The sequence below is a fragment of the Streptomyces sp. NPDC053542 genome (assembly GCF_044544685.1).
Classification (GTDB): Bacteria; Actinomycetota; Actinomycetes; order Streptomycetales; family Streptomycetaceae; genus Streptomyces.
In genome coordinates this window covers 392,791-412,112 of the sequence record NZ_JBITXL010000007.1, presented here as the reverse complement: position 1 = coordinate 412,112, position 19,322 = coordinate 392,791, and the positions used below count along the sequence as shown (strand labels likewise).

The window sequence follows — 19,322 nt, the reverse complement described above, 5'->3', positions numbered from 1 at the left end:
CCGCGCCGCGCTTCAGGGGACGCCTGCACACCGGACGGCCACGCGCCTCAGAGCGCGCGTTCCCGGCCCTCCCAGTACGGCGCGCGCAGTCGCCTCTTGTAGAGCTTGCCGTTCGGGTCGCGCGGCATGGTGGCGATGAAGTCGACGGTCTTGGGGCGCTTGTAGCCGGCCAGCCGGGTGGCGCAGTGGGCCAGGATGTCGGCGGCCAGCGTCTCGTCCGGCACGCGGCCGTCCGTGGGCTCCACGACGGCCTTGACCTCCTCGCCCCAGTCGTCGTGCGGGATGCCGAAGACGGCGGCGTCGGCGACGGCGGGGTGGGCGAGCAGCGCGGCCTCGATCTCGGCGGGGTAGATGTTGACGCCACCGGAGATGATCATGTCGATCTTGCGGTCGCGGAGGAAGAGGTAGCCGTCCTCGTCGAGGTGGCCGAGGTCGCCGACGGTGAAGAAGTCGCCGATACGGTTCTGCTCGGTCTTGCCGTCGTCCTTGTGGTAGCGGAAGCCGCCGGTGGCCATCTTCATGTAGACGGTGCCCAGCTCGCCGGCCGGGAGGCGGCGGCCGTCGTCGTCAAAGACGGCCAGCTCGCTGATGGGCCAGGGCCTGCCGACCGTGCCGGGCTTCTTGAGCCAGTCCTCGGCGGTGGCGAACGCGCCGCCGCCCTCGCTGGCCGCGTAGTACTCCTCCACGCACCTCCCCCACCAGTCGATCATGGCGCGTTTGACGTGGTCGGGGCAGGGAGCGGCGCCGTGGATGGCGTGCCGCATCGAGGAGACGTCGTACCGGTTCCTGGTCTCCTCCGGGAGGGCGAGCAGCCGGTGGAACTGGGTGGGGACCATGTGGGTGTGCGTGCACCTGTAGGTGTCGATGAGGCGCAGCATCTCTTCGGGTGTCCAGCTGTCCATCAGGACGAGCCGGTGGCCGATGTGCAGGGCGGCGGCGGAGAACTGCAGGACGGCGGTGTGGTACAGCGGCGAGCACACCAGGTGCACGTTGTCGTCGAACGGCTGGATGCCGAAGATGCCGAGGAAGCCGCCGAGATGGGTCTCTTCGGGGAGCTTGCCGGGCAGCGGGCGGCGGATGCCGCGCGGGCGTCCGGTGGTGCCCGAGGTGTAGTTCATGACCCAGCCGAGCGTGCGTCCGGCGGGCGGCGTTTCCGGCTGTCCGGCCAGGAGTCCGGCGTACGGGCGGAAGCCGTCGACCGTGCCGACCGCGTACCGGCGCTCCGCGGGCACCTTCGCCTCGTCGGCCGCGTCCCGGGCCGCCTCGGCGAACCGCTCGTGGGCGATCAGCACCTTGGCCCCGGAGTCGGCCACGATCCAGGCGATCTCCGGGCCGACGAGGTGGTGGTTGACGGGTACGAGGTAGAAGCCCGCCTGCGAGGCGGCCAGGTAGGCGGTGAAGAACTCGACGCCGTTGGGCAGCACGGCGGCGAACGCGTCGCCGCGTTCGAGGCCCGCGGCGCGCAGCCCGTGGACGAGCCGGTTGCAGGCGGCGTGCAGCCGCCCTGCGGTCCACTCCTCGCCGTCCGGCGCGACCAGCACGGTGCGGTCCGGGTCCGCGGCTGCCTGGGCCCAGAAGCCGCTGGGGGGTTGCGACATGGCCGAGCTCCCTTCGGGCGGATCAGGCGCGACCCGCTATGCGGTTGATGCGGTCAATGGCGCGTTCGAAGCCGCGGGTGAGGTCGTCGAAGACAGCCTGCACGCTGCGGGTGTCGTTCATTTGTCCGACGATCTGGCCGACGGGGGTGCCGAGCAGCGGCTCGGTCTCGTACTTCTGGATGCGCGAGAGCGCGTCGGCGACCAGCAGGCCCTGGAGGGGCATGGGCAGCGGCCCCGGGCCCGCCGGGTCGTCCCAGGCGTCTGTCCACTCGGTACGGAGCTGGCGCGCGGGCTTGCCCGTGAGGGCGCGCGAGCGGACGGTGTCACCGGGGCCGGCCGCGAGCAGTTTCCGGGTCAGCCGCGGCGAGTGCAGCTCGGCCTCCTCGGTGGTCAGCCAGACCGAGCCGAGCCAGACGCCCTGCGCCCCGAGGGCGAGGCCGGCGGCGATCTGTTCGCCGGTGCCGATGCCGCCCGCGGCCAGTACGGGGAGCGGGTCGACGGCGCGCACGACTTCGGGGGTCAGCACCATCGTGGCGATCTCACCGGTGTGCCCGCCCGCCTCGTAGCCCTGGGCGACGATGATGTCGATGCCGGCTTCCTGGTGGTGCCGGGCGTGCCGGGGGCTGCCGGCCAGCGCGGCGACGAGAATGCCGTGATCGTGGGCTCGTTGAACGATGTCGCCGGGCGGCGAACCCAGGGCGTTGGCCAGCAGTTTGATCGGGTAGTCGAAGGCGACGTCCAGCTGGGAGCGGGCGACCTGCTCCATCCAGCCGGTGATCCGCCAGCCGGGCGCCGCGCCTTCGGGCAGCGGCGGCACCCCGTGTTTCTCGAGCGTCCGCTCGACAAACGCCCGGTGCTCCTGCGGGATCATCGCCTCGATGTCCGCCTCGGTGACGCCCTCGACCTTCTTCGCGGGCATCACGACGTCCAGTCCGTACGGCAGGCCGCCGGTGTGCTCCTGCATCCAGTCCAGGTCGCGCGCGAGGTCGTCGGCGGCGGCGTACCGTACCGCGCCGAGCACGCCGAACCCGCCGGCCCGGGAGATCGCCGCGGCCACGGCGGGGAACGGCGTGAACCCGAAGACGGCGTGCTCGACACCCAGTGTGCTGCTCAACTCCGTCTGCATGCGCGCAGGATGCCGCAGCCCGCCGCACGAGGGAAGAGATTTTCTGACGTCACGTCAGTTTCCGTGTCGCTTCTTACGTCAGTTCCTGCGTCGGCTTTACGGCTGCCGGGGGAAGATCCCCGCCATGAGACCTCTTCCCGTCTGCGGCCCCGAGGGCCCGTTGCGCTCCCCGGACAGTGCGCCGCACCCGCCCCATGTACGCGCCGTGCTCTTCGACTTCTCCGGCACGCTGTTCCAGATCGCCTCGTACGCCGACCGCATACGTGCGGCGCTCGGCTCCCCCGTGAGCGAGGCGGCGATGGACGCCCTGCTGACGGGCCTGGAGGCCGGTCTGACGCAGCCGGAGGTCGTCGCCGCCCAGCGCGGTCGCGACGTCTCCGCGGCGGCCCACAGGCATGCCTTCACGACGTGGTACGCGTCCGTGCCGGCCCTGGCGCCGGTCGCGGAGGCGCTGTACGAGCAGCTGCGGTCGCCGGAGCACTGGCGCCCGTACGCGGACGCGGCGGAGACGCTGGACGCCCTCGCGGGGCGCGGCATCGCGCTCGGCGTGGTCAGCGACGTGGGCTGGGACCTGCGCCCGACCTTCGCGCACCACGGGCTCGACCGGTACTTCGCGGCGTGGGTGCACTCCTTCGAGCACGACACGGAGAAGCCCGACCCGGCCCTGTTCGCGCACGCCTGCGGACAGTTGGGCGTCGCGCCCGCCGAGACGCTGATGGTGGGCGACCACCCCGCCAAGGACGGCGGCGCGGCCGGCAGCGGACTGCGGTCCTACGTACTGCCCGCCGGCGCCGCCCCGGGGGCGGTGCGCGGGCTGGACGCGGTGCTGCGCCTCGTATGCGCGCCCAGCCCCTAGAGAGCAGCTGGCCCGGAGCTCTCCAGTAGTGCCCTCAGCTCTCCAGTAGTGCCGTCAGCCCTCCAGTACGGCCATCGCCGCATTGTGTCCCGGGATGCCGCTGACGCCGCCGCCCCGGAGGGCGCCCGCGCCGCACAGCAGGACATTCGGGTGCGCGGTGGCGACGCCCCAGCGGGCGGCGGGCGTGCCCTCCGCAACGCCCTCCGCAACGCCCTTCGTGGCGTCCTCCGCGTACGGGAACGTCAGGTCGCCGTGGAAGATGTTGCCGCCCGGGAGGCGCAGGTCGCGTTCCAGGTCCAGGGGGGACTTGGCCTCGATGCAGGGGCGGCCGTCGGCGTCGTGGGCCAGGCAGTCGGCCAGCGGCTCTGCGAGGTGCGCGTCGAGCTGTTCGACGGTGGCCCGCAGGAGGCGTTCCCGGATCGCATCGTTGTCTGCCGTGAAGAGCCGCGCCGGGGTGTGCAGGCCGAAAAGGGTGAGGGTCTGGTAGCCCTGGCGCACCAGGTCGGGGGCGAGGATGGAGGGGTCGGTGAGGGAGTGGCAGTAGATCTCGCTGGGGGGTGCGGTGGGCAGTTGGCCGGCCGCGGCCTGCTGGTACGCGGTCTCCAGCTGCTCGTAGCCCTCGGCGACGTGGAAGGTGCCGGAGAACGCCTCGCGCGGGTCGACGGTCTCGTCCCGCAGCCGGGGCAGCCGCGTCAGCAGCATGTTGACCTTGAGCTGGGCGCCTTCGGGGCGAGCGCCGCGCCCCTGTTCGGGCGGCTGCTCTCCGAGGAGCGCGGCCAGCTCCTGGGGTGCGGCGTTCACCAGGACGTGCCGGGCGGCGAACGTGCCCTGCGGGCACGTTACTTCGGCCGTCTTTCCGTCAGTGGCCAGGCCGGTCACCTCGTGTCCGGTGGCGATCTCGGCGCCCGCCTGCAGGGCGGCGCGGGCCAGCGAGTCGGTGAGCGCGCCCATGCCGCCGAGCGGCACGTCCCAGTCGCCGGTGCCGCCGCCGATGACGTGGTACAGGAAGCAGCGGTTCTGCCGCAGGGACGGATCGTGTGCGGAGGCGAACGTGCCGATCAGGCCGTCGGTCAGGACGACGCCGCGTACGAGGTCGTCGGCGAAGGTCTTCTCGATCGTCTCGCCGACCGGCCGCTCGAACAGCGCCTGCCAGGCGTCCTCGTCGTCGATCCGGGCGCGCAGTTCGGCGCGGGTCGGGAGCGGTTCGGTGAGGGTGGGGAAGACGCGCTCGGCGAGCCGGGCGGTGGTCCCGTAGAAGCGTTCCCACGCCTCGTACTCGCGGTTCGAGCCGGTCAGTGCTTCGAACGCGGCACGGGTGCGGGCCGGGCCGCCGCCCACGAGGAGCCCGCCGGGGCGGCCGTCGCGGTCGGCGGGCGTGTAGGAGGAGACGGTGCGTTTGCGGACGGCGAAGCGCAGCCCCAGGTCCTGCACGATCTTCGGGGGCAGCAGGCTGACGAGGTAGGAGTAGCGGGAGAGCCGGGCGTCGATCCCGGCGAATGCCCTGGTGGAGACGGCGGCGCCACCGGTGTGGTCCAGCCGTTCCAGTACGAGCACGCTGCGCCCGGCGCGGGCTAGATAGGCGGCGGCGACGAGGCCGTTGTGCCCGCCGCCGACAATGATCACGTCATAGGACGTCCGTTCCGGCATGTCTCTTGGTAGCACGGAGCGATCAGTACCGGCCAGAGGTCGGTACACCTCCGGTCGGCGGCGAACGGGAACGGTCACTTCCGAGCCCGTTCGGTCAACTCCCCCTCCGCACCGACCGCCACCGCAGCACCTCGGCGCCGGCTGTCACCCGTACGCCTCAGCGCCCCTGCGTCCCCCGCTGCTGCCGCAGTGCCGCCACCCGGCGGTACAGGCCGACCGCCTCGGCGGCGCGGCCGAGCTGTTCCAGGCAGTGCGCCTCGTCGGTGCGGCTGGCCAGCGCGTCGGGGTGGTCCGGCCCGAGCACCCGCTCGCGGGCCTCGGCGACCCCCCTGTAGACCGAGAGTGCCTCGGCCCAGCGGGTCAGCCAGCCCAGCGCCACCGCGACCTCACGGCGGCTGACGAGCGTGTCCGGGTGGTCGGCGCCGAGCACCTTCTCGCGCAGCGCGCACACCTCACGGGCCTCCGCCAGCGCCTCCTCCCAGCGGCCGAGCCGCCCGAGGTTGACGCCGAGGCCGTGCCGGGCGCGCAGCGTCTCCGGGTCCTCCGCCCCCTGCGCCTCCGTACGGGCCGCCACCAGGTCCCGGTAGAGCGCCAGGGCCTCCGCGCTGCGGCCGAGCCGGCCGAGGCTTATCCCGACCTCATAGGTCGCGGCGAGCGTATCGGGGTGCTGCGGGCCGAGCGCCTCAGTGCGCGCCGCGGCCACCTCCTGGTACGTGCGCAGCGCTTCGGGCCAGCGGCCCAGCCGGCCGAGCGTGTAGGCCACCTCGCAGCGCGTGACGAGGGTTTCGGGGTGGCGTTCGCCGAGCACCCGGGCACGCGCCGCCGCGACCTCCCGCGCCGTCTCGTAGGAGTCCTCCAGGCGGCCGAGGCGGCTGAGGTTGCAGGCGAGGTTGTGCCGGCAGCGCAGGGTGTCGGGGTGGTCGGCGCCCATGGTGCGGTCGCGGGCCGCCAGTACCGCCGTGTAGACCTGGTGCGCCTCGAAGTGGCGGCCCAGCCTGCCGAGTACGTACGCGGTCTCCTGGCGCGCCGCGAGCGTGTCGGCGTGCTCGGGGCCGAGCGTCCGCTCGCGGCCCTCCGCGACCGCCTCGTACTCGCGCAGCGCGTCGGCGAAGCGGCCCGAGCGCGAGAGGGTGAAGGCCACTTCGAAGCGGCTCGCGAGGGTGTCGCGGTGGTCGGGCCCGAGCAGGTGTTCCCGTTCGACGGCGACAGCGCGGTGCACCTCGCCCGCCTCCTCCCAGCGCCCGAGCCGGCCCAGGCTCAGCCCGGCGTTGTGCCGCCCGGCGAGCGCGGCGAGCGTCGCGGGCGACGGGGTGGGGCGTTCCTGGGCGGGCGGGGCGCCCTCGGGGCCGCGCGGCTCGAAGCCCGCGGTCCAGGAGCCGGTGAGCTCGCCGACGGCGCCCCGGGAGGACGTGCGGGGCGCGCGGGCCGTCCGCGCGCCGGCCCCGATCCGCATGCCGGTGGCCCAGGTGGGCAGCGCGGCGGCGGTCGCCTGCGGGGCGCGGGCGGTGGCGATGCGCTTGCCCAGCTCGGCGGCGTCGCGCGGGCGGTCGTCCGGGTCCTTGGCGAGCAGGTCCAGGACGATGCGCTCGTACGGCTCGGGGAGGTCGGGGCGGCGCTTGCGGAGCGGTTCGGGCGCGGTGTCGCGGTGGCCGACGAGCACGGCCCAGGCGTCGTCGAATTCGAACGGCGGGACGCCCGTCGCCAGTTCGTACAGCACACAGCCCAGCGAGTACAGGTCGCTGCGGTGGTCGATGGTGCCGCCCGCGATCTGCTCGGGCGACATGTAGTGCGGGGTGCCCATGGCGACGCCGGTGCCGGTGAGGCGGGCGGTGAAGCCGATGTCGTGGCCGAGCCGGGCGATGCCGAAGTCGCAGATCTTCACCGTGCCGTCCACCGTCCGGACGATGTTCGCCGGCTTCAGGTCCCGGTGCACGACCGCTTGCTCGTGCGTGTACGCGAGCGCCGCCGACACCTGGTCGGCGATGTCGACGAAGTCCGGCACGGGCAGCGGGTCCCGGCGGTTGTCCTCCAGAAGCTGGCTGAGATTCCGCCCGTCCAGCAGCTCCATGACGATGTACAGAATGCCGTCGTCCTCGCCGAAGTCGTGCACGACGGTGATGCCGCGGTGCTGCAGCCCCGCGGCCACCCGTGCCTCACGCCGGAACCGCTCGCGCAGCACCCGCATGAACGACGGGTCCTGCTGCTGCCCCAGCGGCTTGAGGCACTTCACCGCGACCTGGCGGCCCAGGGACTCGTCCCGGGCCCGCCACACCTCGCCCATCCCCCCGCGCCCGATCAGATCGATCAGCCGGTAACGGCCGTGGATCAGCCTGCTCTCCCCCATCGCCTGCTGCGCCCCCCGTCGCCGTCGTCACTCCTGTGGCTCCCCCTGAGCACCGTGAGCCCTCAGTATGGCGGCCGGGCGGCACAGCTTGTAGGCCGACGGGCGGGTGCCGGGTCCGAGTCCGGCCACCGCGCGCAGGATGTGTTTCGGCGGCAGCTGCCAGCGGACGGTCGGCGGGACCGCCCGCAGTACGCGTCCCGCGGCGCGCAGCCGCCGGTCGACGGCCGCAGGGGGCGGCACCGGCCTGCCGTACAGCTCGTGCGCGTACGGAGGGAGCGCTTCGTACGCCAGCGAGGCCACCGCCGCCACAGCAGCGCGCGTACGGGGACCAGCGGGAGGGGCACGGGCGGCCGCCGCAGGAAGTCGTCGACGGCCGCCGCCTCCGGGGTGGCGGCCAGCTCGGGCCGCACCTCCTCGAAGTACGCGGCGAGCTCCGCCCGGTCGGCGGGCACGGTGGCCGGGTCGAGGCCCACGAGACGGGCGGCCGTGCGGTTCTCCCGTATGTACGCGTCGCCCACGGCCCCCTGAAGCGCGTCGGCCGCGGGATGGCCGGAACGGCGGACGACCTCCAGGTACGACTCGATCTCGGCGCAGTGCACCCACAGAAGCAGCCCCGGCTCGTCGACGGGGTACCGCTCCCCAGTGACGGGGTCGGTGGCGGTCAGCCGGCGGTGGATGCGGCGGACGGCGGCACCGGCCCGCTCGGCGGCCTCGGCGGTCCCGTAGGTGGTGGTGCCGACGAAGCCCGCGGTGCGCATCAGCCGTCCCCAGGCGTCCTTGCGGAAGTCGCTGTTCTGCATGACGCCGCGCACCGCCCTCGGGTGCAGCGCCTGCAGGTACAGCGCCCGGACGCCCGCTATCCACATCATGGGATCGCCGTGCAGCTGCCAGGTCACCGAGTCCGGGCCGTAGAGGCCGGGGTCCGCTCCGGTCCGCCGGCCCGGTTCGTCCGCCCTCACCGCGGTACCCCCTTCACCCGTACGGGATCATCTGCGTACGCGGGGCATCCCCAGGCCGATCCAGGAGATGATCTCCCGCTGGATCTCATTGTTCCCGCCGCCGAACGTGAAGATGACGGCCGAGCGGTAACCGCGCTCCAGCTCGCCGTGGAGCACCGCGCCCGCCGAGCCCTCCTTCAGCGGCCCGGCGGCGCCGACCACCTCCAGCAGCCAGGCGTAGGCGTCCCGGCGCGCCTCGGAGCCGTACACCTTGACGGCGGAGGCGTCCTGCGGGGTGAGGGCGGCGCGCTGGAGGGCGTCGACCATCCGCCAGTTGAGCAGCTTCAGGGCGTCCAGTTTCGTGTGCGTGCGGGCCAGCCGGGTGCGGACCCAGCCCAGGTCGATGACGCGCCGGCCGTCGGCGAGCTTGGTCTCCATGGCCCAGCGCTGGACATCGTGCAGCGCGCGGATGGCCATCGTGCCGTGCGCGGCGAGGGTGACGCGTTCGTGGTTGAGCTGGTTGGTGATGATCCGCCAGCCCTCGTTCTCCGCGCCGACCCGGCGGCTCACGGGGACGCGGACGTTCTCGTAGTAGCTCGCGGTGGTGTCGTGGCCTGCGAGGGTGTTGATGAGGGTGCAGGAGTAGCCGGGGTCACTGGTGGGGACGAGGAGCATGCTGATGCCCTTGTGGGGCGGCGCTTCGGGGTCGGTGCGGACGGCCAGCCACACCCAGTCGGCGGTGTCCCCGTTGGTGGTCCAGATCTTCTGCCCGTTGACGACGTACTGATCCCCCTCCCGTACGGCGCGGGTCTTCAGGGCCGCCAGGTCGGTGCCCGCCTCCGGTTCGCTGTATCCGATCGCGAAGTCGATCTCGCCGGAGAGGATCTTCGGCAGGAAGTACGCCTTCTGCTCGTCCGTGCCGTACTTCATGATCGTCGGGCCGACGGTGTTCAGCGCCATCAGGGGCAGCGGCACGCCTGCCTGGGCCGCCTCGTCGAAGAAGACGAACTGCTCCATCGGCGTGAGGCCGCGGCCGCCGTACTCCTCGGGCCAGCCGACGCCGAGCCAGCCGTCGGCGCCCAGGCGGCGGACCGTCTCGCGGTAGAACCGTTTCCGTTCGGCGGGCGCCGCGTACCGCGCGTACGCGTTGTCCGGCACCAGTTGGGCGAAGTAGGTCCGCAGTTCGGCGCGCAGCCGCTGCTGTTCGGGCGTGTATTCGAGGTGCACGGCCCCTCCTGTCCCGGTCTGACGGCCCGTCGCTGCCGTGGACTGACGGCCCGTGGGGTCGCCCGCACGGTAGAACGTGTTCCAGTAATACGGAAGGGGCGGACGCGCCCCTCTTCGCGCGGAGCCCGCCGGGTCCTCCGCACACAGCCCGCCGGGTCTCCGCGGTCAGCTCACCGGATCTTCCGCGCGCAGCCCGCCGGGCCTTCTGAGAAGGTCGAGCCATGCTGCGTACCGTCCGGGCGGTCGCCGGCCACTGGACCGCCGCCCTTCCCGTACTCGCCGTCGTCCTGCTCGCGCTCTCCTGGGGCCGTTCGCTGCCCGGCCCGGCCGTGGCCCTCGTGGCGTGCTTCCTGGCCGGCGCGGTGCTCGCGGCGGTGCACCACGCGGAGGTGGTGGCCCACCGGGTGGGCGAGCCGTTCGGGTCGCTCGTGCTCGCCGTCGCGGTGACCGTCATCGAGGTCGCGCTCATCCTCACTCTGATGACCGACGGCGGAGGCAAGTCCGCCTCGCTCGCCCGGGACACCGTCTTCGCCGCCGTGATGATCACCTGCAACGGCATCGTCGGGCTGTGCCTGCTGGTGGGCGCGTTGCGGCGGCGGGTCGCGGTGTTCAACCCGGAGGGCACGGGCGCGGCGTTCGCGACCGTGGCCACGCTGGCCGGGCTCAGCCTCGTCCTGCCGACGTTCACCACGAGCAAGCCGGGGCCGGAGTTCGCACCCGCGCAGCTGATCTTCGCCGCGCTCGCGGCCGTGGTGCTCTACGGGCTCTTCGTCACCACCCAGACCGTGCGGCACCGGGACTACTTCCTCCCGGTGACCGCGTCCGGCACGGTGATCGACGAGGACGACCACGCCGATCCGCCCACCCGGCGCACGGCCCTGACCAGCCTGGGCATGCTGGCCCTGGCACTGGTCGGCGTGGTCGGGCTGGCCAAGGCGGTGTCGCCGACGATCGAGGCGGGGGTGGCCGCGGCGGGGCTGCCGTCCGCCGTGGTCGGCGTGGTGATCGCGCTGCTGGTCCTGCTGCCGGAGACCATCGCGGCGGTACGGGCCGCCACCCGCGACCGCGTGCAGACGAGCCTGAACCTCGGGCTCGGCTCGGCCATGGCGAGCATCGGCCTGACCATTCCCGCGGTCGCCGCCGCGTCCATCTGGCTGAGCGGCCCGCTCGTCCTCGGTCTCGGCGCGACGCACATGGTGCTGCTCGCCCTCACCGTGGTCGTCGGCACCCTGACGGTCATCCCGGGGCGCGCCACGCCCCTCCAGGGCGGCGTCCACCTGGCCCTGCTGGCGGCGTACCTGGTGCTGGCGGTCAGCCCCTAGGGGCCTTGCAGGATCTCCGCGGAGGCGGGCCCGCAGCCCCTGGCGCCCCTGGCCGTGCGCCCCTAGCCGTCCTCAGCCGTCCTCGTTGCGCGTCCGGTCCGAGTGGCGGCGCAGGTGGAAATGGGGGCCGTGCGGCAGGTGCGGGGTGTGCTCATGGCGCTCGGGACGGGACTGCGGCGCGGTCTCCGCCTGGAGGGCGCGCTCGGCCAGCCCGACCGGCACCGCGTGCACGTGCCGGCTCTCGCAGTGCGGGCAGACCGGCGAGGTCAGCGGGGAGCGCACCCTGCGTCCGTCGATGCGGTACTCCTGGGAACGCCGGCCCTCGGCATCGGTAACGATCATGATCTCGTAGCTCTGCTTCCAGGCGTGTCCGCATCCCGTGCAGCTGAATGCGTACGTCTGCCGCAGGTCACCCGGTTCGGCCATGGCTCGCTCCCTTGTGGCCGGCGCGCCGCGCCCGGCGCGGCCCGCTTCCAGGCAGCCATCATCACGCGCCCGGAGGCGTCCCGCAACGCTCGCGACGGGCCCGCGGGGCCGCGTCGCGGCGGCCCGCCGCGCGCCCGGCGGGTCCGGATTCCCGCCCCCGGACGCCCCTGGCCCGGCCCGAGGCCACCCCGCCGCCGCCTCCGGATCCGGCGGCCAGTAGCTTCTCCCCGACCGAGGGAGACGAGGACACACGATGCGTTATGCCGACGGCCCGGTGGCCGAGTGCGAGATACGGATCGCGGCGGCCGCGCCGCGGGTCTGGGAGCTGGTCAGCGACATCGGCCTGCCCGCCCGGCTGAGCCCCGAACTGCACCGCGTGGAATGGCTCGACGGCGCCACCGCGCCCGCGCCGGGCGCACGCTTCGCGGGACACAACCGCCACCCCAAGATCGGCGAGTGGCAGACCGTCTCGCAGATCGTGACGGTCACCGCCGAGCGTGAGTTCGGGTGGGCCGTCCTGGACACCGGAGGCCGGTTCGGCGCGCCGGTGGCGGACCCCGCGCAGTCCCTCGCGACCTGGCGTTTCCTCCTGGAGCCCGGATCCCGGCACGTCCTCGTACGGCATTCGGTACGCGTCGGCCCCGGCGCCTCCGGGCTCAGCGCCGTCATCGCCCGGATGCCCGACCGGGAGGAGCAGCTGATCGAGGCCCGCCTCGCCGAGCTGCGCACGGGTATGGAGGCGACGCTGAAGGGCCTCAAGGCACTCGCGGAGGGCTGACGCCCCCAGTGCGCACGGCCGGGTCGGTCTCGACCCGGCCGTCGGCGTTTCCGCAGGTCGCAAGGGACCCGTTAGAAAGCCGTCAAGCGCGGGCCCGCTCCCGTATGGGAGCCGTCAACGGCGCGTGCGGGGGCTCGGAACGGCGGTTTGCTCTCTCTGTCCGTTCCTCCCTCCCACTCGTTCAGGAGCTCTCGATGGCCGACGTGGCCTTCGTCGTCACCACGCTCGCGGTCTTCGCGCTGGTGGCCCTCGTCGCCAAGGGGGTCGCACAGCTGTGACCACCGAAAACATCGTCGGCCTCATCGTGGCCGTCGCCCTGCTGGGCTATCTCGTCCTCGCCCTCATCGATCCCGAGAGGTTCTGAGCACAGACATGAGCCCCGTACTTGCCGGCGTGCTCCAGCTGCTGGCACTGACGGCCGCGCTGGCGCTCGCGTACCGCCCGCTCGGTGACTACATGGCCCGGGTCTACTCCTCGCCCCGCCACCTGCGGGTGGAGAAGTGGATCTACAAGGGCATCGGCGCCCACCCGGACACGGAGATGCGCTGGCCCGCGTATCTGCGCGGAGTCCTGGCCTTCTCGGCCGCGGGCGTCCTCTTCCTCTACCTGCTGCAGCGGCTCCAGGGCTCACTGCCCGGCTCGCTCGGCTTCGCCTCGATCGACCCGGACCAGGCGTTCAACACCGCCGCCTCCTTCGTCTCCAACACCAACTGGCAGTCGTACGCCGGCGAGCAGGCCATGGGCCATGTCGTGCAGACCGGCGGCCTGGCGGTGCAGAACTTCGTCTCGGCGGCGGTCGGCATGGCCGTCGCGGTGGCCCTCGTACGCGCCTTCGCGCGGTCCCGCACCGGCGAACTGGGCAACTTCTGGGCCGACCTGGTCCGCGGCACCGTCCGCATCCTGCTGCCGATCTCCGTGCTCGGCGCGGTCGTCCTGGTCGCCTGCGGCGCGATCCAGAACTTCGCCGGCATCCACGAGGTCGGCCAGTTCCTGGGCGGTCATCAGCAGTGGCAGGGCGGCGCGTATGCCTCGCAGGAGGTCATCAAGGAGCTGGGCACCAATGGCGGCGGCCTCGCCAACGCCAACAGCGCCCACCCCTTCGAGAACCCCAACGGCTTCACCAACCTGTTCGAGGTCTTCCTGATCCTCCTGATTCCCTTCGCGCTGACGCGCACCTTCGGGCGGCTGGTCGGCTCGCTCAGGCAGGGCTACGCGCTGCTCGCCACGATGGGCGTCATCTGGGTGGGCTTCGTGGCGCTGATGATGTGGACGGAGTTCCACCACGGCGGCCCGGCGCTGCAGGCCGCGGGCGGGGCGATGGAGGGCAAGGAGACCCGGTTCGGCATCGGCGGTTCCTCGATCTTCGCGGTCTCCACCACGCTGACCTCGACCGGTGCCGTGGACGCCTTCCACTCCTCCCTCACCGGCTTCGGCGGCGGCCTCACCCTGCTGGGCATGCAACTGGGCGAGATCGCGCCCGGCGGCGTGGGCTCGGGCCTGTACGGGATGCTGATCATGGCGGTGATCGCGGTGTTCCTCGCCGGGCTGATGGTCGGCCGCACGCCCGAGTACCTGGGCAAGAAGATCGGCACGCGGCAGATCAAGCTCGCCGCCTGCTACATCCTGATCACCCCGGCGCTGGTGCTGTGCTTCACCGCCGCCGCGATGGCCCTGCCCACCCCGCCGCACTCCATGGCCAACCCCGGCGCGCACGGCTTCTCGGAGATCCTGTACGCGTACACCTCCGGCGCCAACAACAACGGTTCGGCCTTCGCCGGACTCAACGCCGACACCCCGTGGTTCAACACCACCATCGGGCTGGCCATGCTCCTCGGCCGCTTCCTGCCCATGGTGTTCGTCCTCGCGCTGGCCGGCTCGCTCGCCGAGCAGCAACCCGTCCCCGCGACCGCGGGCACCCTCCGTACCGAAAAGCCGCTGTTCAGCGGCCTGTTGGTCGGCTCGATCCTGATCATCACCGGCCTGACCTACTTCCCCGCCCTCGCGCTGGGCCCGCTCGCCGAAGGACTGGCGTCATGACCCTCGACACCCAGAAGCACGTGGACGTGAGGTCCACAACCGCTCCCACCCGGGCCCCGCACATCGATGTGCCCAGCGGCCACAAGGACGAGGGGCGCATCGGCGCGGGCCTCTTCGCCCCGCGGCAGCTGGTGGAGTCGCTGCCGGACGCGATACGCAAGCTCGACCCGCGCATCATAGTGAAGTCGCCCGTGATGTTCGTGGTGCTCATCGGCTCGGTGCTGACCACCGTGTTCTCCTTCACGGACCCCGGTGACTGGTTCGGCTGGACGATCAGCGCCTGGCTCTGGCTGACCGTCCTCTTCGCGAACCTGGCGGAGGCCGTGGCCGAGGGCCGCGGCAAGGCGCAGGCGGACACCCTGCGCAAGGCCAAGACCGACACCGTGGCGCGCCGGCTGGCCGGCTCCGCCGAGGAGCGGGTGCCCGGCACGGAACTGCGCGTGGGCGACCTCGTCGTCTGCGAGGCGGGCGACATCATCCCCGGGGACGGCGACGTCGTCGAGGGCGTGGCCTCGGTCGACGAATCCGCGATCACGGGCGAATCGGCGCCGGTCATCCGGGAGTCCGGCGGCGACCGGTCCGCGGTCACCGGCGGTACGAAGGTACTGTCCGACCGGATCGTCATCAGGATCACGGCGAAACCCGGCGAGACCTTCATCGACCGGATGATCAGCCTGGTCGAGGGCGCGGCCCGGCAGAAGACACCCAACGAGATCGCGCTGAACATCCTGCTCGCGTCCCTCACCATCGTCTTCCTGCTCGCGGTGACCACCCTGCCGCCGTTCGCCTCGTACGCCGGCAAGCACCTGACCATGGTCGTCCTGGTGGCCCTGCTGGTCTGCCTCATCCCGACCACGATCGGCGCGCTGCTCTCCGCGATCGGCATCGCCGGCATGGACCGCCTCGTCCAGCGCAACGTCCTGGCGATGTCCGGGCGGGCCGTCGAGGCCGCGGGCGACGTCTCCACCCTCCTGCTGGACAAGACGGGGACGATCACCCTCGGCAACCGCCAGGCCGCCGAGTTCGTGCCCGTACGCGGCACCACCGCCGCCGAGGTCGCCAACGCCGCCCAGCTCTCCTCGCTGGCCGACGAGACGCCCGAAGGCCGCTCCATCGTCGTACTGGCCAAGGAGAAGTACGGGCTGCGCGAGCGTACTCAGGGGGAGTTGGAACACGCGGAGTGGATCGCCTTCACGGCCCAGACCCGCATGTCGGGCGTGGACGTCGACGGCCGCAGGGTACGCAAGGGCGCGGCCGGTTCCGTACTCAGCTGGGTCCGGGAACAGGGCGGCACGGTCCCCGAGGACGCCGACGGGATCGCGAACACCATCTCCGAGGCGGGCGGCACGCCCCTGCTGGTCGCCGTCGAGGACGCGGACGGCGCGCGGGTCCTGGGCGTCATCCACCTCAAGGACGTGGTCAAGGAGGGGATGCGGGAGCGGTTCACCGAGCTGCGCCGGATGGGCATCAAGACCGTCATGATCACGGGCGACAACCCGCTGACCGCGAAGGCCATCGCGGACGAGGCCGGCGTGGACGACTTCCTCGCCGAGGCCACGCCCGAGGACAAGATGGCGCTGATCAAGCGGGAGCAGGCCGGCGGCAAGCTCGTGGCGATGACGGGCGACGGCACCAACGACGCCCCCGCGCTCGCCCAGGCCGACGTCGGCGTGGCCATGAACACCGGCACCTCCGCCGCCAAGGAGGCCGGCAACATGGTCGACCTCGACTCCAACCCGACCAAGCTCATCGAGATCGTCGAGATCGGCAAGCAACTCCTCATCACCCGCGGCGCGTTGACGACCTTCTCCATCGCCAACGACGTGGCGAAGTACTTCGCGATCATCCCGGCGCTGTTCGCCGCGGTCTACCCGGGCCTGGACAAGCTCAACATCATGCGGCTGTCCTCGCCGGACTCCGCGATCCTCGCCGCGGTCATCTTCAACGCGCTGGTCATCATCGCGTTGGTACCGCTGGCCCTGAAGGGCGTTCAGTACCGGCCGACCAGCGCGGACAGGATGCTCCGCCGCAACCTCGGCATCTACGGGCTCGGCGGCCTGATCGCCCCCTTCCTCGGCATCAAACTCATCGACCTGCTTCTCTCCCTCATCCCCGGAATCGGCTGATCACGGTCATGAACAACTCGGTCACCCACACCGCCCGGCTCGTCGGCGCGGGCCTGCGCGCCCTCCTGCTCCTGACCGTCGTGTGCGGCGTGCTCTACCCGCTCGCGGTCACCGGCATCGCCCAGGGCCTCTTCCCCCACCAGGCCAACGGCTCGGAGATCAGGGCCGACGGCAGGGTCGTCGGCTCCGCGCTCATCGGCCAGCGTTACGACCTGCCGCCGAAGAAGGGCGAGCGGACCCCACGGCCGGACCTCAAGTGGTTCCAGCCCCGCCCCGCCAACGGCCTCGCCACCAACACCGTCAACACGCAGTACAAGCTCCTCGTCTCCGGCGCGACCAACCGCGCAGCCGACAACCCGGAGCTGCTGACCTGGGTCAAGGACGCCAAGGCCGCTGTCGTCAAGGACAACAGCGTGCCCGGTTACCGCGTACACCCCTCCCAGGTCCCCGCCGACGCGGTCACCTCCTCCGGCTCCGGCCTGGACCCGGACATCTCCCCGCAGTACGCCCGGCTCCAGGTCCACCGCGTCGCGGAACGCAACCACCTCCCGGTCGCCCGGGTGGCCCGGCTGGTCGAGGACCACACCGAGGGCCGCGTCGCGGGCTTCATGGGCGAGCCGCGGGTCAATGTCCTCCAACTCAACGTCGCTCTGCGGGACTTGACGGCGCGTTGAGGAGGCCGAGTACGTCCTGCCCTTCACGGGCGCCGCCGTGGGACGGCATCCTGGACGCATCCGACGCACAGGAGATGCGATGCGCCACTGGAAACCGGGTACGCGGCGGCTCCTCGCGGGGGCCCTGGCCGCGTCCGCCGGGGTCGCGGTCCTCGCCGGTTTTCACCGTTCTTCCGGGGACGGCGGCGGGGCCGTGGTGAAGCGGCCGACGCAGGCCGAGCGGGAGTCGTGGATGACGGAGCGGGAGCTGCGGGAGGTCCTGCGCGACGACGGGCCCAGGGAGTTCAAGTAGTCACTCGACGGCCCGGTACACGGCGGCGGCCTGGGCGCCGTGTTCGGAGGAGAACAGGTGGTTGTCCGTGTAGTTGCCGGACGGGTCCACGTTGCGGTGGCTGTTGGTGCCGACGATCTGCGGCGCGCTGACCAGGTTCTTGACCATCGGGCCGCCGGAGGCGCCGCCGCCCATGTCGCAGTCCATCTGGAGCCGCTCGTCCAGCGGGTTCCACTCCGAGGCGTCCACGGTGTCCCCGGCGCAGTACATCTGGTCCTCGCCGCTGAAGTCGCTGTCCGGCCGGTTGTAGCCGCGGCCGGGGTAGCCGAGGGAGAAGACGAGGTCGTTGTCCGGGGAGTTGGAGCGGAACTCGTACCCGTAAGCGCCGACCTCGTCCTGGAGGTGGCCGCGCTGTGCGTCCTTCTTGACGACCATGGCGCCCATGTCCGCGTAGCGGTAGTCCGGTTCGTCGATCCACTGCTGGGGGACGACGGAGTAGTCCTTCACCCAGCCGCCGTACGGGTCGTCACCGCCCCGGGAACCGGGCAGGAAGATGCTGTTCTTGGTCCAGCCGCCGCTCTTCTTGTCGTAGAGGCAGTGCGCGGCGGTCCACAGCGTGGAGCGGTTCTCGTGCGTGATGACGGAGGCCGTGCACTGTGCGGGCTTGCCGTTGGCCTGCTGGAACAGGAGGAGTCCGGTCTGCCGCCACGGCCACCGGTGCGGGAACGGCGTGCGCAGGGACCGGGACAGTTCGGGGTCGGCGGCCGGCCGCGCGGTGTGGTCACCGCTCCTCGGGGCGTCCTTCGGGGGCGTCGGGCCGGCGGACATCGACACATCGGGCAGGTGAGCGCCGTCAGTCGGGGTTCTCTGCTGCCGCGCGGGGGACGTGTGGGCGGTGCCCGCGTCGGCGGGGTGGGCCATGGCCTCGGCTCTGCGCTCGGGTGTCCAGTAGGCGCGTACGGTACCGGACTTCGCGGTGTCGCGGTCGACCCGTACTCCGGGAAGGCGGGCGCCCTCGCCGGCACCGGGCCCGGCGGCGTGTGCGGTGCTGCCGAGGGCGGCCAGTAAGGCTGAGGCGGCCATGGCAGCGACGGTGATCCTGATGCTTCCGGCTGGTCTCATGCCGCGAGGAGATCACGAGCGCGTCATGTCATGAACTGGACAATAACGGCAGGGCTCATTCCGCCCGAATTCTGGCCGAGCGCCGGGGGTTGACAGCGCCGGGCCGCGAACGGACTGCCGCACTCCCACCGTACGCGCCCGTGCCCGGGGCCGCTCAGAAGAGCCCTCAAGCACTCCCCTTGGCTTCACGCACCGCTGCGATTCCTCGGCATTCCGTCACCAAAAACGGAATTCCGTCAGCAACACGTCAGGATGCGTACGTTTTTCCGCTCCAGCGGGCACATGGTTTCTGGCGCGCCCCGGAGGACCCCAGCTCCTCAAGGAGGAAATGCCATGTCAGACGTCACACCGGCCGAAGAGCCCGCTGCGCGTGGCCAGGGCCGGACGGGAGCACTGTACGTACCCGTCCGGCCCGGGCCTGCCGGATACGCGGCCCGCCTGTTCCGCACTCCCCTCGGCGAACGTACCGCCGTCGGCTTCACGACCCTGCCCCAGCTGGTCAGCACGCTCGGCCCCGGCCAGGCGTGGATCAAGCTCTCGGAGCCGGCCCTGCGGGCCCTGACCACCCCGCTGGGCATCACGCGTCTCCTGCTGAATCCCTCGCTCGCGGCCTCCACCGCGGCACCGGGCGTACTCGCCACGGCCCCACGGCTCCCCCTCACCATCCGGCGCGGCGGCGCCCGGAGGCGCCCGCAGGTGGCCGCGACGCTGCCGACGCGCTCGGACATGGAAACGGCACTGCACGCGATCGCCATCCGTCAACATCTCGTGAAGACCGGGACCGTCGGCGCGAAGACCGCGTAAGGACGGCATCCGGCCGGTCGAGAACG

General features: G+C 72.1%; 17 protein-coding genes and 1 pseudogene. 10 read left to right on the top strand and 8 right to left on the bottom strand.

The window, feature by feature from the left end:
- Positions 1-47: 47 nt before the first annotated feature.
- Both ACIGXO_RS22300 and ACIGXO_RS22295 read right to left on the bottom strand, forming a co-directional pair.
- Positions 48-1,598, bottom strand: coding sequence for an acyl-CoA synthetase (locus ACIGXO_RS22300; protein WP_399789459.1), 1,551 nt, complete (start codon positions 1,596-1,598; stop codon positions 48-50).
- A 22-nt stretch (positions 1,599-1,620) separates the two neighbouring features.
- Entirely contained in the window at positions 1,621-2,724 is a 1,104-nt protein-coding gene (locus ACIGXO_RS22295; RefSeq protein WP_399789456.1) for an NAD(P)H-dependent flavin oxidoreductase, read from the bottom strand.
- A gap of 124 nt (positions 2,725-2,848) precedes the next feature.
- On the opposite strand from ACIGXO_RS22295, the gene ACIGXO_RS22290 reads away from it, so the two are divergent.
- A complete protein-coding gene (locus ACIGXO_RS22290; protein WP_399789454.1) occupies positions 2,849-3,580 on the top strand; it encodes an HAD family hydrolase in 732 nt (243 codons plus the stop codon).
- Positions 3,581-3,634: 54 nt separating this feature from the next.
- On the opposite strand, the gene ACIGXO_RS22285 is transcribed toward ACIGXO_RS22290, so the two are convergent.
- From ACIGXO_RS22285 to ACIGXO_RS22270, 4 genes and pseudogenes are all read right to left on the bottom strand, one after another.
- Positions 3,635-5,227: a phytoene desaturase family protein gene (locus tag ACIGXO_RS22285; protein ID WP_399789451.1), complete on the bottom strand. Its 1,593-nt coding sequence runs from the start codon at positions 5,225-5,227 to the stop codon at positions 3,635-3,637.
- A 157-nt stretch (positions 5,228-5,384) separates the two neighbouring features.
- Positions 5,385-7,571, bottom strand: a complete 2,187-nt coding sequence (locus ACIGXO_RS22280; protein ID WP_399789448.1) for a tetratricopeptide repeat protein — start codon at positions 7,569-7,571, stop codon at positions 5,385-5,387.
- A gap of 27 nt (positions 7,572-7,598) precedes the next feature.
- Positions 7,599-8,440 (bottom strand): annotated as a pseudogene (locus ACIGXO_RS22275) (oxygenase MpaB family protein).
- 117 nt (positions 8,441-8,557) lie between these two features.
- Positions 8,558-9,736 (bottom strand): acyl-CoA dehydrogenase family protein, encoded by a 1,179-nt coding sequence (locus ACIGXO_RS22270; protein ID WP_399789446.1) that lies wholly within the window; start codon positions 9,734-9,736, stop codon positions 8,558-8,560.
- A gap of 221 nt (positions 9,737-9,957) precedes the next feature.
- Here ACIGXO_RS22270 and ACIGXO_RS22265 point away from each other — a divergent pair, with 221 nt between their 5' ends.
- Complete coding sequence (locus ACIGXO_RS22265; protein ID WP_399789443.1) at positions 9,958-11,058, top strand: calcium:proton antiporter; 1,101 nt, start codon at positions 9,958-9,960, stop codon at positions 11,056-11,058.
- A gap of 72 nt (positions 11,059-11,130) precedes the next feature.
- Here the strand turns inward: ACIGXO_RS22265 and ACIGXO_RS22260 are convergent, their stop codons facing one another.
- On the bottom strand, positions 11,131-11,484 hold the full coding sequence (locus tag ACIGXO_RS22260) for a hypothetical protein (protein ID WP_399789440.1): 354 nt from the start codon (positions 11,482-11,484) through the stop codon (positions 11,131-11,133).
- A gap of 253 nt (positions 11,485-11,737) precedes the next feature.
- Here ACIGXO_RS22260 and ACIGXO_RS22255 point away from each other — a divergent pair, with 253 nt between their 5' ends.
- From ACIGXO_RS22255 to ACIGXO_RS22225, 7 genes are all read left to right on the top strand, one after another.
- Positions 11,738-12,262 carry an SRPBCC family protein gene (locus tag ACIGXO_RS22255; protein WP_399789438.1) on the top strand — a complete coding sequence of 175 codons (525 nt, stop codon included), beginning with the start codon at positions 11,738-11,740 and terminating at the stop codon, positions 12,260-12,262.
- Positions 12,263-12,366: 104 nt separating this feature from the next.
- The gene (locus ACIGXO_RS22250) at positions 12,367-12,540 is read left to right on the top strand and encodes a hypothetical protein (RefSeq protein ID WP_399789435.1); all 174 of its coding nucleotides are present in this window, start codon (positions 12,367-12,369) and stop codon (positions 12,538-12,540) included.
- Positions 12,537-12,626, top strand: coding sequence for a K(+)-transporting ATPase subunit F (gene kdpF, locus ACIGXO_RS22245; protein ID WP_037800831.1), 90 nt, complete (start codon positions 12,537-12,539; stop codon positions 12,624-12,626). The genes ACIGXO_RS22250 and kdpF overlap by 4 nt, the downstream gene beginning before the upstream one ends.
- Before the next feature lie 8 nt (positions 12,627-12,634).
- Positions 12,635-14,299, top strand: coding sequence for a potassium-transporting ATPase subunit KdpA (gene kdpA, locus ACIGXO_RS22240; protein WP_399789431.1), 1,665 nt, complete (start codon positions 12,635-12,637; stop codon positions 14,297-14,299).
- A complete protein-coding gene (kdpB, locus tag ACIGXO_RS22235) occupies positions 14,296-16,425 on the top strand; it encodes a potassium-transporting ATPase subunit KdpB (protein WP_399789428.1) in 2,130 nt (709 codons plus the stop codon). The genes kdpA and kdpB overlap by 4 nt, the downstream gene beginning before the upstream one ends.
- 8 nt (positions 16,426-16,433) lie before the next feature.
- Complete coding sequence (locus tag ACIGXO_RS22230; protein WP_399789425.1) at positions 16,434-17,099, top strand: potassium-transporting ATPase subunit C; 666 nt, start codon at positions 16,434-16,436, stop codon at positions 17,097-17,099.
- A 79-nt stretch (positions 17,100-17,178) separates the two neighbouring features.
- A complete protein-coding gene (locus tag ACIGXO_RS22225) occupies positions 17,179-17,391 on the top strand; it encodes a hypothetical protein (protein WP_399789422.1) in 213 nt (70 codons plus the stop codon).
- Here the strand turns inward: ACIGXO_RS22225 and ACIGXO_RS22220 are convergent, their stop codons facing one another.
- Positions 17,392-18,453, bottom strand: coding sequence for a trypsin-like serine peptidase (locus tag ACIGXO_RS22220; protein ID WP_399789419.1), 1,062 nt, complete (start codon positions 18,451-18,453; stop codon positions 17,392-17,394).
- Between the two features lie 372 nt (positions 18,454-18,825).
- On the opposite strand from ACIGXO_RS22220, the gene ACIGXO_RS22215 reads away from it, so the two are divergent.
- Positions 18,826-19,296: an SAV_915 family protein gene (locus ACIGXO_RS22215; protein WP_399789416.1), complete on the top strand. Its 471-nt coding sequence runs from the start codon at positions 18,826-18,828 to the stop codon at positions 19,294-19,296.
- Positions 19,297-19,322: the final 26 nt, after the last annotated feature.

Coding starts and splice junctions, on each gene's coding strand:
- ACIGXO_RS22300 (WP_399789459.1), bottom strand. CDS start 1,598: ATGTCGCAACCCCCCAGCGGCTTCTGGGCCCAGGCAGCCGCGGACCCG.
- ACIGXO_RS22295 (WP_399789456.1), bottom strand. CDS start 2,724: ATGCAGACGGAGTTGAGCAGCACACTGGGTGTCGAGCACGCCGTCTTC.
- ACIGXO_RS22290 (WP_399789454.1), top strand. CDS start 2,849: ATGAGACCTCTTCCCGTCTGCGGCCCCGAGGGCCCGTTGCGCTCCCCG.
- ACIGXO_RS22285 (WP_399789451.1), bottom strand. CDS start 5,227: ATGCCGGAACGGACGTCCTATGACGTGATCATTGTCGGCGGCGGGCAC.
- ACIGXO_RS22280 (WP_399789448.1), bottom strand. CDS start 7,571: ATGGGGGAGAGCAGGCTGATCCACGGCCGTTACCGGCTGATCGATCTG.
- ACIGXO_RS22265 (WP_399789443.1), top strand. CDS start 9,958: ATGCTGCGTACCGTCCGGGCGGTCGCCGGCCACTGGACCGCCGCCCTT.
- ACIGXO_RS22260 (WP_399789440.1), bottom strand. CDS start 11,484: ATGGCCGAACCGGGTGACCTGCGGCAGACGTACGCATTCAGCTGCACG.
- ACIGXO_RS22255 (WP_399789438.1), top strand. CDS start 11,738: ATGCGTTATGCCGACGGCCCGGTGGCCGAGTGCGAGATACGGATCGCG.
- ACIGXO_RS22250 (WP_399789435.1), top strand. CDS start 12,367: ATGGGAGCCGTCAACGGCGCGTGCGGGGGCTCGGAACGGCGGTTTGCT.
- kdpA (WP_399789431.1), top strand. CDS start 12,635: ATGAGCCCCGTACTTGCCGGCGTGCTCCAGCTGCTGGCACTGACGGCC.
- kdpB (WP_399789428.1), top strand. CDS start 14,296: ATGACCCTCGACACCCAGAAGCACGTGGACGTGAGGTCCACAACCGCT.
- ACIGXO_RS22230 (WP_399789425.1), top strand. CDS start 16,434: ATGAACAACTCGGTCACCCACACCGCCCGGCTCGTCGGCGCGGGCCTG.
- ACIGXO_RS22225 (WP_399789422.1), top strand. CDS start 17,179: ATGCGCCACTGGAAACCGGGTACGCGGCGGCTCCTCGCGGGGGCCCTG.
- ACIGXO_RS22220 (WP_399789419.1), bottom strand. CDS start 18,453: ATGGCCGCCTCAGCCTTACTGGCCGCCCTCGGCAGCACCGCACACGCC.
- ACIGXO_RS22215 (WP_399789416.1), top strand. CDS start 18,826: ATGTCAGACGTCACACCGGCCGAAGAGCCCGCTGCGCGTGGCCAGGGC.